Raw genomic sequence first — 15,823 nt, forward strand, 5'->3', positions numbered from 1 at the left:
ACATGTATGAAAAAAAGATTACTTCCATGCATTTAGATGTTTTAAAAGAAATAGGAAATATCGGGGCTGCGCATGCAGCTACCGCACTTTCAACATTATTAAACAAAAAAATAGATATGAAAGTGCCAAAAGTAGAAATGGTTTCTTTCGATGACATGATGGATTTAGCGGGAGGTCCAGAAAACGTTGTTGCTGGTATCTACCTAAGAATTGAGGGAGATGTAACGGGGAGTATGTTTTTTATACTGCCTGTCGAGCAAGCTAATCGATTTATTCGGGCCTTGGTGCAAGATAGTAGTCTGGATTTTCAAACGGGAGAAGTTTCAGAGCTTGGTGCATCTGCCATGCAAGAATTAGGAAATATTCTTTCTGGATCATATTTATCTGCATTATCTGATTTTACGAGTCTCAAAATTTACCCTACAGTACCTGCATTAAGTGTAGATATGGTAGGGGCTATCGTTAGTTTTGGTTTAGTGGAAGTTTCTCACGTGAGTGATTATGTAATCGTTATTGACACAGCAATCACGGAGGAAAGTAAGCCGGACGGAGAAAGTGTAAAAGGACATTTCTTCTTGTTGCCTGATCCGGATTCATTTGATGCTATTTTCACTGCTTTAGGAGTATTTTAGTATGGTAGCAATTGGCCAAGTAGTGAAAGTCGGAATAGCAGATATGAACACAGTAAAAGCCCCAAATACGATACGTACCTCTGGGCTTGGTTCATGTGTTGGCGTTGTCTTATATGATGAAAGATCTCAAATTGCTGGATTAGTTCATGTAATGCTACCAGATTCTAGTTTAGGAAGAACTGAAACAATTAATATTGCTAAATTTGCTGATACCGGTATTCCTGCTATGATTGAACAGCTTAAATTAGAAGGGATACAACCTTTTAGATTGCGCGCGAAAATTGCGGGCGGTGCGCAAATGTTCCAATTTACATCGGGAAAAGATACGATGCGGATTGGACCTAGAAATGTAGCAGCAGTAAAAGAATATTTAAAAAAATATTCCATACCCATTGTTTCCGAAGATACAGGTGGTAATAGTGGAAGAACAATAGAATTTAATCCATCTACAAATCTATTAAATATTCGAACGGTAAACCAAGGAGTGAGAGATATTTGATGGTCGGCACTATTCTTTCTAACTTTTGGGTTGCCCTTATAGCATTTAGTGCATACTTTTTCTTCTCATATCCTTTTTTGAATGGAAAAAGTATATTGTGGAACGCAAGTATGCTAGCTTTGTTATTTTTTATATTAACGTTTGTCGCCAGGGCAATTATCGCATTTATCATGGCAGATCCGGTGAGCAAGGAAGAAGAATCCATTACTGTTTCAGCGAAAGAAGTAGTTGAGGAGGAGCCTTCCTCGGAGGAACTTGCGAAAATTGTCAAATCTATGTTAAATGAGTAGTAAAAGTAGGGGATGTCGATAGTTTCGGCTCCCCTTTTTGTGTAGAAATTTGATATAATATACATATTCACTAGATATATTGGAGAGGAGGGTAATAGTGGCAAAAGATAATTCGACAGATGAACAACTCCTTTGGAAGAAATGGATAGAAAGTAAAGATTCAGAGGCCGGAGACTTACTCATACGAAAGTATACGCCCCTAGTTACCTATCATGTTCAGCGTATTGGCGCAAGCATCCCTAAAAATATATCGAGAGACGAACTGAAAAGCCTAGGTATGATGGGTCTATTTGATGCGCTTAACAAATTTGATTATTCGAGAGAGTTAAAGTTTGATACGTATGCATCTTTCCGTGTTCGCGGTGCGATTATAGATGGTTTACGAAAAGAAGATTGGCTTCCAAGATCCTCTCGTGAAAAGGCGAAGAGATTAGAGACCAAAATTGAAGAACTGGAACAACGATTATTAAGGCATGCTACCGCCGAAGAAATAGCGGATTATGTCGAAATGCCAGTAGACGACGTATACCAAACGGTTCAGGAACATTTTTTCTCAAATGTTTTGTCTATTGATGAACAATTACAAGATAATGAAGAAGTAGATGCGAAGTCATTTGTAATAAGAGACGATGCGCAAAAAACACCGGAGCAGCAAATGGTGAAAGAAGAATTACTTCGTGATCTTGCAGGACAAATTCAACAATTAAATGAAAATGAACAGTTAGTTTTGAGTTTGTTTTACACAGAAGAGCTAACATTAACGGTAATCGGTGAAATGCTTGGACTTTCAACTTCTAGAATTTCGCAAATTCATTCAAAAGCTTTGTTCAAATTAAGAAAACTACTAGCTAGTGAAATGATGAATGCGTAAAAAAGGTTAGACGAATCATACAATGGAAAATAAAAATGCATGCTCACAGTTTAGGGATTATGCGTCTTAGCGACCGCTGTGATTTTCGCTACAGGCCGGACGCTTTCCGTGGGGTGAGTGATGAGCCTTCACCGCCGCTTAGGCGTACGTTGTGAAGTCTCATCTTACTCACTTGATCCCTTCGGAGTCGCCACCCTGCAGCGAAAATCAATGGTAAAAACTGACTTATCGTGTTCTCGTATTAACAATAAATGGTTGAACGAGCCAATTTCCACAGTGTGCGTGACAATCACAACTCCGAACATTTCAATGCACACCCCGAAAGAGAAAACATGGCAGCTTAACACGACAACCCCAGTCTATCCGATACTAGCTTGCGTGCTCAGGTGGCTTTATAACGTATTGTTCCAATAATATATAGAAATTATAGTCGTCCCACCCTAAGTAAACTTGCTGATTTAAGAATTTAGTTGCTTTCATCGGCTATTTGATTGCTCTCAAGATGATTTGATTGCTTTCAGACTGGAATTGGTTGCTTTCAATGATAGTTGGTTGCTCTAAGACATTTACTGGATGAAATAGACCCATAAAATGTAGGAAGCTTTGTTATTTGCAAGCAAATATTGAATAAGCAAGTGATTTCCATTGATTTTCGCTGCAAGCGTCGACTCCAGCCGGATAAGTGAGCAAAATGAGACATCTCAGGCGTACGCCTAAGCGGCGGGGATGGCTCATCGCTTACCCGGCGGAAAGCGTACGATTGCAGCGAAAATCTTAGCGGCCACCTAATAGGGCTTTAAGACGTATTTTCCCTAAAATGCAATGTTATAAGTTACTTTTTAAATGGTTATTAAATTTGCGGCTTAAACCAATTAGTATTTTATTTTACTTTGTTAAAGGAGCGATTCGCGATGAGTTTAAAAGGTGTGGAACTTCAAATTGCTATTCCGAAAACATTTGACGCTGGTAAAGTCCAAGAGCAACTGCAACAGCAGAGTTCGGTAAACCAAGCAAATGCACAAGCAGCTTCTGAGAGACAACTAGAAAAAAATAGAGAAACTGTCTTAGAATCGAACCATACAACGGAAGCGAATCTCGACAACAAAGAAAGAGAACAAGCAGAACACGAACAAAAAAAACGACAACAACAAGAACAAGAAATGAATAAGGCAAAACATCCTTTTAAAGGGAACTTTGTGGATTTTAGTGGATAGGAGCAGGTTATGACGTCTATCATTCTAGTCATACTATTTTTACTTCAAATAATCAGTTTTTACTTCATTGCTTTACTACATGCAAAACTTGCTAAATTTAACAATATGGAACATAAACAATCGCAAATCTTAGCCGAAATGGAAGACTCTTTCAGTGCATATATAGCCGAAATAAAAGATGAAAATGATAGACTTTTACAAGAGCTAAATAACACCAATCATGTTGTAGCGGCAACGACAGAGTTTGTAAAGGAAATAGAAAAGGATGAAAAAGTAGCGCCAGTTCCTTTCGAACTTCCCAAAACATTTGTCTCCAAACATCGTGTAGCCAATAGTTATAGTAAAACAGCAACGATAACAGAAAAAAAAGAACCTGTTACGATAAAAGAAAAAGTTTTTTTCTATGATAACGAAGGTAAAAGTATCGATGAAATTGCGAAGATGCTACAAATAGGCAAAACAGAAGTAGAGCTTTTCTTAAAGTTTAAACATTAAAATAGTTGAAAGTATGAAAAATGTATGGTATATTACAATACGGTATGAATACACACGCAGTTCGGATGGATTTAGCAGGTGCTCTTTTACTAAAAGAGTGGCTAAAGAAAAATGATGACTGCGGAAGACTAAACCAAACCAGGAGGAATAATCATGTCAGTAATCTCAATGAAACAATTACTTGAAGCTGGTGTACATTTCGGACACCAAACTCGCCGTTGGAACCCAAAAATGAAAAAATACATTTTTGTTGAGCGTAACGGTATCTACATCATCGATCTTCAAAAAACGGTGAAAAAATTAGAAGAAGCTTATGATTTCATGCGTCAAGTTGGTCAAGACGGTGGGAAAGTTCTATTCGTTGGAACGAAAAAACAAGCGCAAGAAGCTATTAAAGAAGAAGCTGAACGTTCAGGTAACTACTACATCAACCAACGTTGGTTAGGTGGTACTTTAACAAACTTCGGTACTATTCAAAAACGTGTAGCTCGTCTAAAAGCGATTGAAAAAATGGAAGAGGATGGTACATTTGATGTACTACCTAAAAAAGAAGTAGTTCAACTTAAAAAAGAACACGAACGTCTTGTGAAATTCTTAGGCGGTATCCGTGATATGAAAGCTATTCCAGATGTAATGTTCGTTGTTGACCCACGCAAAGAGCGTATCGCTGTTGCGGAAGCACGTAAATTGAACATTCCATTAGTAGGAATCGTTGATACAAACTGTGATCCAGATGAAATCGACTATGTAATTCCTGCAAATGACGACGCAATTCGTGCAGTTAAATTATTAACAGCTAAAATGGCGGATGCATTGCTTGAAGCAAGACAAGGTGAAGACGAAGAAGTAACTCCAGCTGAAGTTGCTGCTGAGTAAGACACATGTAATGAACAGGTGATAAGCGGCCAAACCACTTATCACCTTTTTTTGAGAAGATGAAATTATTCGTACTAGGAGGAATATAAAATGGCAGTTACAGCACAAATGGTAAAAGAATTGCGTGAAAAAACTGGCGCAGGTATGATGGATTGTAAGAAAGCTTTAGTACAAACAGACGGTAATTTAGAGGCAGCAATCGACTTTTTACGTGAAAAAGGTCTTTCTTCTGCAGCTAAAAAAGCAGACCGTATCGCTGCTGAAGGTACTACTTTTATCCAAATTGAAGGAAACAAAGCTGTACTTTTAGAAATGAATGCAGAAACAGATTTCGTTGCAAAAAACGAAGCTTTCCAACAATTAGTTCAACAAGTTGCTTCTCATTTATTAGCAACTGAACCAGCTTCAGTAGAAGAAGCTTTAGCTTCTACATTAGAAGATGGTGTAACAGTAGAAGACGCTATTTCTAACGCAGTTGCAAAAATCGGAGAAAAAATTACACTTCGTCGTTTTGTAATTGAAACTAAAACAGATGCAGATGCATTCGGTCCTTACCTACACATGGGTGGACGCATTGGTGTTCTAACTGTTCTTGAAGGTTCAACTGACGAGCAAGCAGCTAAAGATGTTGCAATGCACGTTGCAGCACTTAACCCTGCACACATCTCTCGTGACGCAGTATCTGCTGAAGAAGTAGAGCGTGAGCGTAAAGTATTAACAGAACAAGCATTAAACGAAGGTAAACCTGAAAATATCGTTGCGAAAATGGTAGAAGGTCGCCTTGGTAAATATTTCGAAGAAGTTTGTTTATTAGACCAATCTTTCGTTAAAAACCCAGACCAAAAAGTAGGCGTATTCGTTGAATCAACTGGTGGTAAACTAGTTTCATTCACACGCTATGCTGTTGGTGAAGGTATCGAAAAACGTGAAGATAACTTCGCAGAAGAAGTAATGAACCAAGTTAAAGGTAACTAATTTTAATGTGAAAATGCAACAGTATTTTCACTAAATAGACAAAAACTCTAGGGAACACGCAATTAGTGTTCCCTATTTTTCAAGAAAAGAGATGGAGGATACCTATGAGCACACCACAATACAAAAGAATCGTTTTAAAATTAAGTGGCGAAGCATTAGCTGGAGAGCAAGGTTTCGGACTATCACCTGCAATTATCAAGTCTGTAGCAGAGCAAGTTAAAGAAGTAGTTGAATTAGGCGTCGAAGTTGCCGTTGTAGTAGGCGGAGGTAACATTTGGCGAGGTAAAGTAGGAAGCGAAATGGGTATGGATCGTGCAACTGCAGATTATATGGGTATGCTTGCTACGGTTATGAATTCACTTGCGCTACAAGATTCACTTGAAAAATGCGGGATTGAGACTCGTGTTCAAACTTCCATCGAAATGCGTCAAGTCGCAGAGCCATACATACGAAGAAGAGCAATTCGTCATTTAGAAAAAAAGCGAGTAGTGATATTTGCTGCGGGAACAGGAAATCCATACTTCTCTACTGATACAACTGCCGCACTTCGAGCAGCAGAAATTGAGGCAGATGTTATATTAATGGCTAAAAATAATGTAGACGGTGTATATTCTGCCGATCCTAAGACGGATACTACAGCTATTAAATACGACGAGTTATCATTTATTGAAGTAATCCAACAAGGTTTGCAAGTAATGGATTCTACAGCGTCAACTTTATGTATGGACAATGATATTGCACTTATTGTATTCTCAGTTATGGAAAGTGGAAATATTAAAAAGGCTGTACTTGGGGAAACGATTGGTACAGTCGTTAGGAGGAATTCATAATGCCGAAACAAGTAATTGAGCAAACGAAAGATAAAATGGCAAAAACGATTCAAGTGTACACAAGAGAACTTGCATCGATCCGTGCTGGTCGTGCAAATGCATCTTTGCTAGACAAAATTTCGATTGATTATTATGGTGCTCCAACACCAATTAATCAAATGGCAGGTATTTCGACTCCAGAGGCCCGATTAATCACGATTCAACCTTATGACAAATCAGTTCTTGGGGAAATTGAAAAAGCAATTTTAAAGTCGGATATTGGTATTACACCTACTAATGATGGAACAGTAATTCGTCTAGCAATTCCTGCCCTGACGGAAGAACGTCGTAAAGAACTAGTGAAACAAGTGAAAAAAGAAGCAGAAGAAGCAAAAGTTAATATTCGTAATGTTCGTCGTGATGGAAATGATGATCTTAAAAAGCTAGAAAAAGCTGGAGACATTACAGAAGATGATTTAAGAAACTACACAGAAGAAATTCAAAAATTAACAGATGCAAATATTGAAAAGATTGATTCTGTTACGAAAGATAAAGAAAAAGAAATTCTAGAAGTATAACCTCACTCAGTAGTGCATCCAAATAATTATTTGAACTTTTTGTTTGCAAAAGGCGTCCTTTTAGTGGGACGCCTTTTTATATTGCGATATATTTGATATGATAGGTCATATATGTTCCTAGTTAGTAAGGTGGGGGTTTTTGTATGTTAAATAAACTTATCCGTAAAAATGATAAAACGATAAGTATTCCTTTAAAGAAACGGAAAGAAGATGCCCAACAAGAACAATTGCCGAGCCATATAGCGATTATCATGGACGGAAACGGCAGATGGGCGAATAAGCGAGCACTACCCCGCATAGCTGGTCATCACGAAGGCATGAAGACTGTAAAGAAAATAACTAGGTTTGCGAATGAAGTGGGTATAAAAGTGTTAACTTTATACGCATTTTCTACAGAAAATTGGAAAAGGCCTAAAATGGAAGTAGAATTTTTAATGCGCTTGCCAGAGGAATTTTTAGGTACGTATTTACCTGAGCTTATTGAGCAAAATGTACAAGTACAAATGATGGGGAATATGGAATCATTGCCGGAGCATACGAAAAGAGCTATCCAAAAAGCAATGGATAAAACTGCGATGAATGACGGGCTAATTTTAAACTTTGCTTTGAATTATGGGAGTAGAGATGAAATAGTTCAAGCAGTCAGCCAAATTGCTCGTAATGTACAAGCGGGACATGTAGCAGTAGAAGAGATATCAGAACAATTATTAAGCAATCATTTAATGACAAAACATTTAAGTGATCCAGATTTACTTATTCGTACAAGCGGAGAAGTGCGATTAAGTAATTTTATGCTTTGGCAGCTTGCTTATACAGAGTTTTGGTTTACAGACACTTTATGGCCGGATTTTGATGAAGCGTGTTTAATGGATGCGATTGAAAATTATCAAAAACGAAACAGGAGATATGGTGGATTGAAGGAGGGAGAAGGGAATTGAAAGTACGTATCATTACGGGTGTTATTGCGGCAGCACTTTTTCTTCCTATTGTTTGGTTAGGTGGATCCATTTTTACTGCACTTATATATATTATGGCTGCAATAGGCGTATATGAATTATTGCGAATGAAAGACTTACCGATATTTTCATTTGCAGGGGCTATTTCTTTGCTCCTGTTATTTGTGCTTTTATTGCCCTCATCGATTGCGGAGACGGTGTTTGATATAACAGGTCATTCCAAAATCGAATGGGTTTTTGTCGTTGTTTTTCTGCTGTTAATTTATACAGTACTGGTGAAAAATCGATTTACATTTGATGATGCAGCATTTATGTTGTTAGGTACTTTATACGTAGGGATTGGATTTCACTATTTTATCGAAACAAGGGACGCAGGATTAGGCTATTTAATCTTTGCCCTTGTTGTTGTTTGGACAACCGATTCTGGTGCTTATTTTACAGGTCGAAAAATAGGGAAGCGTAAATTATGGCCAGAGATCTCGCCGAATAAAACGGTAGAAGGGTTTATTGGCGGTATTGTATGGGCATTGATCGCAGCATTTATTATGCACTTTATAAGCCCGCTTACGAATTCCTACCTTATTTTAATTGGGATTACGATTGCTGCCTCTATTTTTGGCCAATTAGGTGATTTAGTAGAGTCTGCGATTAAAAGGCATTATAATGTAAAAGATTCTGGTAAAATTTTACCTGGTCATGGTGGAATATTAGATCGCTTTGACAGCCTTCTTTTCGTCTTGCCATTACTTCACTTTTTACATTTCATCTAAGGAGACATAATTTTATGCAGAAAAGAATAAGTTTATTAGGGGCTACCGGTTCTATCGGAATTCAAACGATAGATATTATGAGAGAGCATCCCGAACATTTTCAATTAGTTGCTTTTTCAGTAGGCAAAAACATAGAACAAACCAGAAATATTTTGCGAGAGTTTCCGGTTTCATTAGTTTCTGTTTTAAATGAAGCAGATGCGCGTCAATTACAAGAAGAATTTCCGCATGTAGAATTCGTATATGGAGACGCAGGATTGGTACAAGTTGCTGCTCATACAAATGCGGATGTTCTGGTCAATGCTGTCCTTGGAAGTGTTGGTTTAAATCCGACGCTTGAGGCCATCAAAAAAGGGATTACAATAGCTATTGCGAACAAAGAAACACTAGTGACTGCGGGACATCTAGTCATGCAAGCAGCAAAAGAATACAATGTACCAATTCTACCTGTAGATAGTGAACATTCTGCTCTTTTTCAGGCGATGAATGGGGAAAAAAGATCAGAGATTGCCAAGTTAATCATTACGGCATCTGGTGGGAGTTTTAGAGATCGTACGAGAGAAGAACTGAAAAATGTAACTGTAAAAGACGCTTTAAATCATCCTAACTGGTCCATGGGCTCTAAAATTACGATAGATTCGGCAACGATGATGAATAAAGGATTAGAAGTAATTGAAGCACATGTCCTTTTTGACATATCATACGATGATATTGAAGTGTTGTTACATAGAGAAAGTATTATTCACTCCATGGTAGAATTTGAAGATACAAGTGTTATTGCTCAACTAGGAACTCCAGATATGAGAGTTCCGATTCAATATGCCTTGTCCTATCCAAATAGACTTCTGCGTCCTCATGCGAAACGATTAAGTCTAGCGGATATAGGGAAATTGCATTTTGAAGAGATGGATTATCAGCGTTATTATGCGTTGAAGCTAGCAATTGACGCAGGACGAGCAGGTGGTACAATGACGACTGTTCTAAATGCAGCAAATGAAGCAGCGGTGGCATTGTTTTTACAAGAGAAAATTGGCTTTTTAACAATTGATGAGCTAATCGAGCGAGCAATGGATGCACATGTGAACATTTCTAGTCCTGATTTAGAAACAATTTTACATGTAGACACTGAAACAAGAAAAACTGTACAAAACATGATAGAATAATGCAAGACAAGCTGGAACACGATAAGGGTGGGATATAATGGAGACAGCCATTGCGTTTATAATAATTTTTGGAAGTATCGTATTTTTCCATGAACTAGGGCATTTTATTTTTGCGAAAAAAGCAGGAATTATGGTGCGCGAGTTTGCGATTGGAATGGGTCCAAAAATTTTTGCGATGACAAAAGGCGAAACGCTTTATACACTTCGACTATTACCGATAGGTGGGTATGTGCGCATGGCAGGGGAAGATTTGGACTCTGTCGAACTACAACCAGGGTATAGATTAGGAATTCGAGTAAATGATGCCAATGAAATCGATCAAATAGTTCTCAACCAAAATAAGCAATTTCCGGATATGCTTTTTTTAGAAGTAGAGAAGTCAGATTTAATGAAGGAAATGTTCATTGAAGGTTATGATGAGGAAGAACGATTAGTTAGATACAAAGTAGCTAGAAATGCTAAAATCATTGAGAATGGCAATGAGACGTTCATCGCACCATATGATCGTCAATTTGGATCGAAAACAGTTGGACAACGATCAATGGCTATTTTTGCAGGTCCACTTTTTAACTTCATATTAGCGTTTTTCATCTTTTTAATGCTTGGTTTACTGCAAGGTGTTCCAACATATGAACCTGTCATTACAACAGTAGTTGGTGATAGCCCGGCAGCACAAGGCGGGATGAAAGATGGAGATTTAGTAACGGCCATAAATGGTACTCCAATCTCCACTTGGGATGAATTTTCGGAAGAAGTAAAAGTAAATCCAAATGAAAAAATGCAATTCACCATTGATCGAAATGGCCAAACAATGGATTTAGCCATAACGCCGAATGAAGTTGTGGTAGGCGATGAAAAAGTAGGACAAATTGGTGTTCAGTATAGTAGCCCGTTTGAAAAAAATCCATTGAAAGCTATACCATATGGTGCAGAGCAAACATATGAAACAACGAAACGAATATTTATTTTATTAGGCACTTTAATTTCAGGTAACTTCACTATTGATGATTTATCGGGTCCAGTTGGAATTTATAAAGCGACTGAAGAAGTTGCTCAACACGGCGTGTTTAATCTAATGTATTGGGCAGCATTGTTAAGTATAAACTTAGGAATTATGAACTTGTTGCCACTTCCTGCATTAGATGGAGGGCGTTTATTATTTTTCCTATTCGAAGCAATTCGAGGAAAACCAGTAGATAAACAAAAAGAAGGAATGGTTCACTTTGTTGGAATCATGCTTCTCATGGTATTAATGGTCGTCGTCACTTGGAATGATATACAAAGGTTTTTCTTCTAAGGAAAACTAGAAGAAGGGAAAGTTCGCATCAATGAACTTTCCTTTCTTTTTGCAGTTAAGGTTAAGGAGGAATCGCTATTATGCAAGACGGTAAAATGAGAATGCACTTATTGTTGCAACAACTCGAGTTAACGGAAGATTCTTTCGTCAGGTATTTCGAACATGCATCCATTACAAGATTTACAGTTCATAAAAAAATAAGACAGTGGCAATTTCAAATCCAATTATCGGCTATTTTGCCCATTGATGTATATACTATTTTACATACTCGACTACAAGAAAAGTTTGCAGGGATCGCAAATGTTTCATTAACGATTTCATGTGAAAATGTGAGTGTATCAGATGAGTTAGTTAAACAATATTGGACAACTGTTCTAAAAGAAATAAGCGATATGTCTCCGCCACTAAAAGATTGTTTGCAAAAGCAACAGCCAGAGTGGAATGGACAAATGATTCAACTAACATGTACGAACGAGTTAGAGCTTCTCACTTTTAAAAAGAAATATATCGAATTAATATCGAACGTGTTTGAAAGTTTTGGTTTTCCAAAAGTAGCGATCGATTTTCGATTAGTGGAAAACACCGAAGCAATGGCAGAAGCGCAAATCGCTTTTTTAGAACAGCGAAGAATAGAAGAAGAAGCACTTGGACATAAGGCTTTATTAGACTTACAGAATAGAGAACAAAACCGTAAAGACACTGGGGACGATGTGGCAGATGGACCTTTCCAACTCGGTATACCACTGAAGAAAGAAGAACCTATCTTAGAAATTCGAACGATTCAAGACGAGGAAAGAAGAGTCACAATCGAAGGGTTTGTATTTGATGTTGAAGTAAAAGAACTGCGAAGTGGACGCTCGCTTCTAACAGCAAAAGTAACGGACTATACAGATTCGATTCTTGTTAAAATGTTCTCCCGTGATAAAGAAGATGCGCAAATGATGGCACGTCTTCAAAAAGGAATGTGGATAAAAGTAAGAGGCTCTGTACAAAATGATACGTTCGTACGAGATCTTATCATTATGGCGCAAGATATGTCGGAGATTAACCCTGTCATTCGTCTCGATACAGCAAAAGAAAAGCGAGTAGAACTACATATGCACTCGCCAATGAGTCAAATGGATGCAGTATCCTCCGTTTCTTCTGTTGTATCCCAAGCAGCCAAGTGGGGACATAAAGCAATCGCTATTACCGATCATGCAAATGTACAATCGTTTCCAGAAGCCTATGCAGCTGGTAAAAAGAATGGCATTAAAATTTTATATGGGCTAGAGGCGAACCTAGTGCATGATGGTGTTCCCATTGCTTATGACGAACAACATACGCTACTGGAAGATGCTACTTATATCGTTTTTGACGTAGAGACGACTGGTTTATCTGCAACTTACGATAAAATAATCGAGCTTGCTGCAGTCAAAATGAAAAACGGCAATATCATTGATAAGTTTGAACGATTTGCCAACCCACATCATGCTTTATCAGCAACTACAATTGAGTTAACTGGTATTACGGATGAAATGGTTCAAAATGCACCAGAAATTGAAGATGTCATTCAAGACTTTTATGAATTCATCGGCGATGGAATCATTGTTGCGCATAATGCATCCTTTGATATGGGCTTTTTATATGAAGGGTACCGCAGATGCGGTATTGATCACTTTACACATCCTGTCATTGATACACTGGAACTTGCTCGATTTTTACATCCAGAGCTTAAAACGCATCGACTAGGGTCGCTAGCGAAGAAGTTTAATATTGAACTAACACAAGCCCACCGAGCAATATTTGACTGTGAAGCAACCGGTTATTTACTTCTTCATTTATTGAAGGAAGCAGAAGAAAAAGATATTGCATACCATGATGATTTCAATAAACACATCGGCCAAGGGGATTCGTATAAACGAGCAAGACCATCTCATTGTACAATTTTAGCAGTCAATGACGAAGGGCTAAAAAACTTATTTAAATTAGTGTCTCTTTCGCATACGACAACTTTTTATCGGGTGCCTCGGATTAAGCGCTCCGTCTTGCAAAAACATCGAGCAGGCTTAATCATTGGTTCAGGTTGTGATAAAGGGGAAGTTTTTGAGGGTCTTATGCAAAAACCACTTGAACAAGTGGAAGAAATTGCGAAGTTCTATGACTATTTAGAAATACATCCAAAAGAAGTGTATAGCCATTTACTTGAGCTTGAATTAGTGCGAGATGAATGGAATTTAGAAGATATCATTCGCAAAATGATCAAGCTAGGTAAAAAACTAAATCTCCCAGTAGTAGCAACAGGAAATGTCCATTACTTGCATGAAAATGATGCGATTTTCCGAAAGATATTAGTGAACTCGCAAGGTGGGGCAAATCCACTCAATCGTCATCAATTACCAAAAGTGCATTTCCGTACAACGAATGAGATGCTGGATGCATTTTCATTCTTAGGGGAAGAATTGGCGAAAGAAATCGTCATTACAAACCCAAATAAAATTGCAGATTCGATTGAAGAGATTAAACCGATTAAAGATGACTTATATACTCCGAAAATTGAAGGTGCAGATGATGAGGTTAGATCATTAACTTACTCGAAGGCAAAAGAAATATATGGGGAAGAACTGCCTGAAATAGTGGAGGCTCGAATAGAAAAAGAGTTAACTTCTATTATTGGGCATGGATTTGCGGTTATTTATTTAATTTCACATAAACTGGTGAAAAAATCGCTCGATGATGGCTACTTAGTTGGTTCGCGTGGATCGGTTGGTTCTTCATTAGTTGCTACACTGACTGAAATTACGGAAGTAAATCCCTTGCCGCCTCATTATGTTTGTCCAAACTGTCAACATTCGGAGTTTTTCCAAGATGGTTCAGTTGGTTCAGGATTTGACTTGCCAAATAAGTCTTGCGTAAAATGCGATACACCTTATGTAAAAGACGGACAAGATATCCCGTTCGAAACTTTCCTAGGATTTAAAGGAGATAAAGTACCGGATATCGACTTAAACTTTAGTGGGGAGTATCAACCTGTAGCGCATAACTACACAAAAGAGCTTTTTGGAGAAGACTATGTATTCCGGGCAGGTACGATTGGAACAGTTGCTGAAAAAACAGCTTATGGATATGTACGCGGGTATATGAATGATAATAATTTAACGATGCGAGGCGCAGAAATTGACCGGTTAGTGCAAGGTTGTACAGGGGTTAAACGGACGACTGGTCAGCACCCTGGGGGAATAATTGTAGTTCCAGATTATATGGATATTTTTGATTTTTCACCAATTCAATTCCCAGCAGATGCGCAAGATTCAGAATGGAAAACGACACACTTTGACTTCCATTCTATCCATGATAATTTATTGAAGCTCGATATTCTCGGACACGATGATCCGACGGTTATTCGGATGCTCCAAGACTTATCGGGAATTGATCCGAAAACGATACCTACGGATGATCCCGAAGTAATGAAAATATTTAGCGGTACCGAATCATTAGGTGTGACGGAAGAACAAATAGATTGTAAAACAGGTACACTTGGTATACCGGAATTCGGAACTCGCTTTGTTCGTCAAATGTTAGAAGAAACGAAGCCGTCCACATTTTCCGAGCTTGTACAAATATCGGGTCTTTCTCATGGAACCGACGTATGGCTAGGCAATGCACAAGAGCTTATCCAAGATGGTACATGTCAGTTATCCGATGTAATCGGTTGTCGAGATGACATTATGGTTTACTTGATCTATCAAGGGTTAGATCCTTCATTAGCATTTAAAATAATGGAATCCGTTCGAAAAGGGAAAGGGTTAACACCAGAGTTTGAATCTGAAATGAAAGCAAAGGGCGTAGCGAATTGGTATATAGAGTCTTGTAAAAAGATTAAGTATATGTTCCCGAAAGCCCATGCCGCTGCTTATGTTTTAATGGCTGTTCGTATTGCATATTTTAAAGTGCATTTCCCAATACTATATTATGCAGCATACTTTACGGTGCGAGCATCCGATTTCGATTTAATATCGATGGTCAATGGATCGCATACAATGAGAGCAAAATTAGATGAGATCAACGCAAAAGGATTGGACGCTGCACCGAAAGAAAAAAGTTTGTTGACAGTCCTTGAAATAGCACTGGAAATGTCCGAGCGCGGGATTAAGATGCAAAAAGTGGATTTGTACAAATCAAAAGCAACAGAGTTTACAATCGAAGGAAACACACTTATTCCGCCTTTTAATGCAATTCCTGGCCTTGGAACAAACGTTGCCATTCAAATTACAAAAGCACGATTAGATGGAGAGTTTTTATCGAAAGAGGATCTACAACAAAGAGGTCGCGTGTCGAAAACGATTATCGAATATATGGATGCTATGGGTTGTTTAGAAGGCCTTCCAGAAGCCAATCAACTTTCACTGTTCTAGCATG

At 38.1% G+C, this 15,823-nt stretch carries 15 protein-coding genes; all 15 read left to right on the forward strand.

From position 1 onward, the window contains the following. Nucleotides 1-2 precede the first annotated feature (2 nt). The 15 genes from ACIQ38_RS05535 to ACIQ38_RS05605 all read left to right on the forward strand — a co-directional run bounded on the left by ACIQ38_RS05535 (nucleotide 3) and on the right by ACIQ38_RS05605 (nucleotide 15,819). The gene (locus ACIQ38_RS05535; protein ID WP_402819123.1) at nucleotides 3-632 is read left to right on the forward strand and encodes a chemotaxis protein CheC; all 630 of its coding nucleotides are present in this window, start codon (nucleotides 3-5) and stop codon (nucleotides 630-632) included. A gap of 1 nt (nucleotide 633) precedes the next feature. Then, nucleotides 634-1,131, forward strand: a complete 498-nt coding sequence (locus ACIQ38_RS05540; protein WP_402819126.1) for a chemotaxis protein CheD — start codon at nucleotides 634-636, stop codon at nucleotides 1,129-1,131. Next, nucleotides 1,128-1,421, forward strand: a complete 294-nt coding sequence (locus tag ACIQ38_RS05545; protein WP_402819129.1) for a hypothetical protein — start codon at nucleotides 1,128-1,130, stop codon at nucleotides 1,419-1,421. Before ACIQ38_RS05540 ends, ACIQ38_RS05545 begins: the two co-directional genes overlap by 4 nt. Before the next feature lie 97 nt (nucleotides 1,422-1,518). Then, on the forward strand, nucleotides 1,519-2,292 hold the full coding sequence (locus tag ACIQ38_RS05550; RefSeq protein WP_402819133.1) for a FliA/WhiG family RNA polymerase sigma factor: 774 nt from the start codon (nucleotides 1,519-1,521) through the stop codon (nucleotides 2,290-2,292). Between the two features lie 911 nt (nucleotides 2,293-3,203). Then, the gene (locus ACIQ38_RS05555) at nucleotides 3,204-3,506 is read left to right on the forward strand and encodes an RNA polymerase subunit sigma (RefSeq protein ID WP_402819135.1); all 303 of its coding nucleotides are present in this window, start codon (nucleotides 3,204-3,206) and stop codon (nucleotides 3,504-3,506) included. Nucleotides 3,507-3,515: 9 nt separating this feature from the next. Beyond that, nucleotides 3,516-4,001 (forward strand): DUF6115 domain-containing protein, encoded by a 486-nt coding sequence (locus ACIQ38_RS05560; RefSeq protein WP_402819138.1) that lies wholly within the window; start codon nucleotides 3,516-3,518, stop codon nucleotides 3,999-4,001. A 153-nt stretch (nucleotides 4,002-4,154) separates the two neighbouring features. Beyond that, nucleotides 4,155-4,877 (forward strand): 30S ribosomal protein S2, encoded by a 723-nt coding sequence (gene rpsB / locus ACIQ38_RS05565; protein WP_093263113.1) that lies wholly within the window; start codon nucleotides 4,155-4,157, stop codon nucleotides 4,875-4,877. Nucleotides 4,878-4,967: 90 nt separating this feature from the next. After that, entirely contained in the window at nucleotides 4,968-5,852 is an 885-nt protein-coding gene (tsf, locus tag ACIQ38_RS05570; RefSeq protein WP_402819141.1) for a translation elongation factor Ts, read from the forward strand. Nucleotides 5,853-5,956: 104 nt separating this feature from the next. Beyond that, nucleotides 5,957-6,682, forward strand: coding sequence for a UMP kinase (pyrH, locus tag ACIQ38_RS05575; RefSeq protein WP_402819149.1), 726 nt, complete (start codon nucleotides 5,957-5,959; stop codon nucleotides 6,680-6,682). Further along, complete coding sequence (gene frr, locus ACIQ38_RS05580; RefSeq protein ID WP_402819154.1) at nucleotides 6,682-7,239, forward strand: ribosome recycling factor; 558 nt, start codon at nucleotides 6,682-6,684, stop codon at nucleotides 7,237-7,239. Before pyrH ends, frr begins: the two co-directional genes overlap by 1 nt. Before the next feature lie 143 nt (nucleotides 7,240-7,382). Continuing rightward, nucleotides 7,383-8,177: an undecaprenyl pyrophosphate synthase gene (locus ACIQ38_RS05585; protein ID WP_402819157.1), complete on the forward strand. Its 795-nt coding sequence runs from the start codon at nucleotides 7,383-7,385 to the stop codon at nucleotides 8,175-8,177. Then, entirely contained in the window at nucleotides 8,174-8,965 is a 792-nt protein-coding gene (locus tag ACIQ38_RS05590; RefSeq protein ID WP_402819160.1) for a phosphatidate cytidylyltransferase, read from the forward strand. Before ACIQ38_RS05585 ends, ACIQ38_RS05590 begins: the two co-directional genes overlap by 4 nt. A gap of 14 nt (nucleotides 8,966-8,979) precedes the next feature. Beyond that, a complete protein-coding gene (dxr, locus tag ACIQ38_RS05595) occupies nucleotides 8,980-10,128 on the forward strand; it encodes a 1-deoxy-D-xylulose-5-phosphate reductoisomerase (RefSeq protein ID WP_402819163.1) in 1,149 nt (382 codons plus the stop codon). Between the two features lie 37 nt (nucleotides 10,129-10,165). Then, complete coding sequence (gene rseP, locus ACIQ38_RS05600; RefSeq protein ID WP_402819166.1) at nucleotides 10,166-11,425, forward strand: RIP metalloprotease RseP; 1,260 nt, start codon at nucleotides 10,166-10,168, stop codon at nucleotides 11,423-11,425. A 71-nt stretch (nucleotides 11,426-11,496) separates the two neighbouring features. Further along, entirely contained in the window at nucleotides 11,497-15,819 is a 4,323-nt protein-coding gene (locus ACIQ38_RS05605; RefSeq protein WP_402819634.1) for a PolC-type DNA polymerase III, read from the forward strand. The last annotated feature ends 4 nt before the right edge of the window (nucleotides 15,820-15,823 follow it).

The organism is Psychrobacillus sp. NPDC096389 (assembly GCF_044762855.1).
Taxonomy (GTDB): Bacteria; Bacillota; Bacilli; order Bacillales_A; family Planococcaceae; genus Psychrobacillus.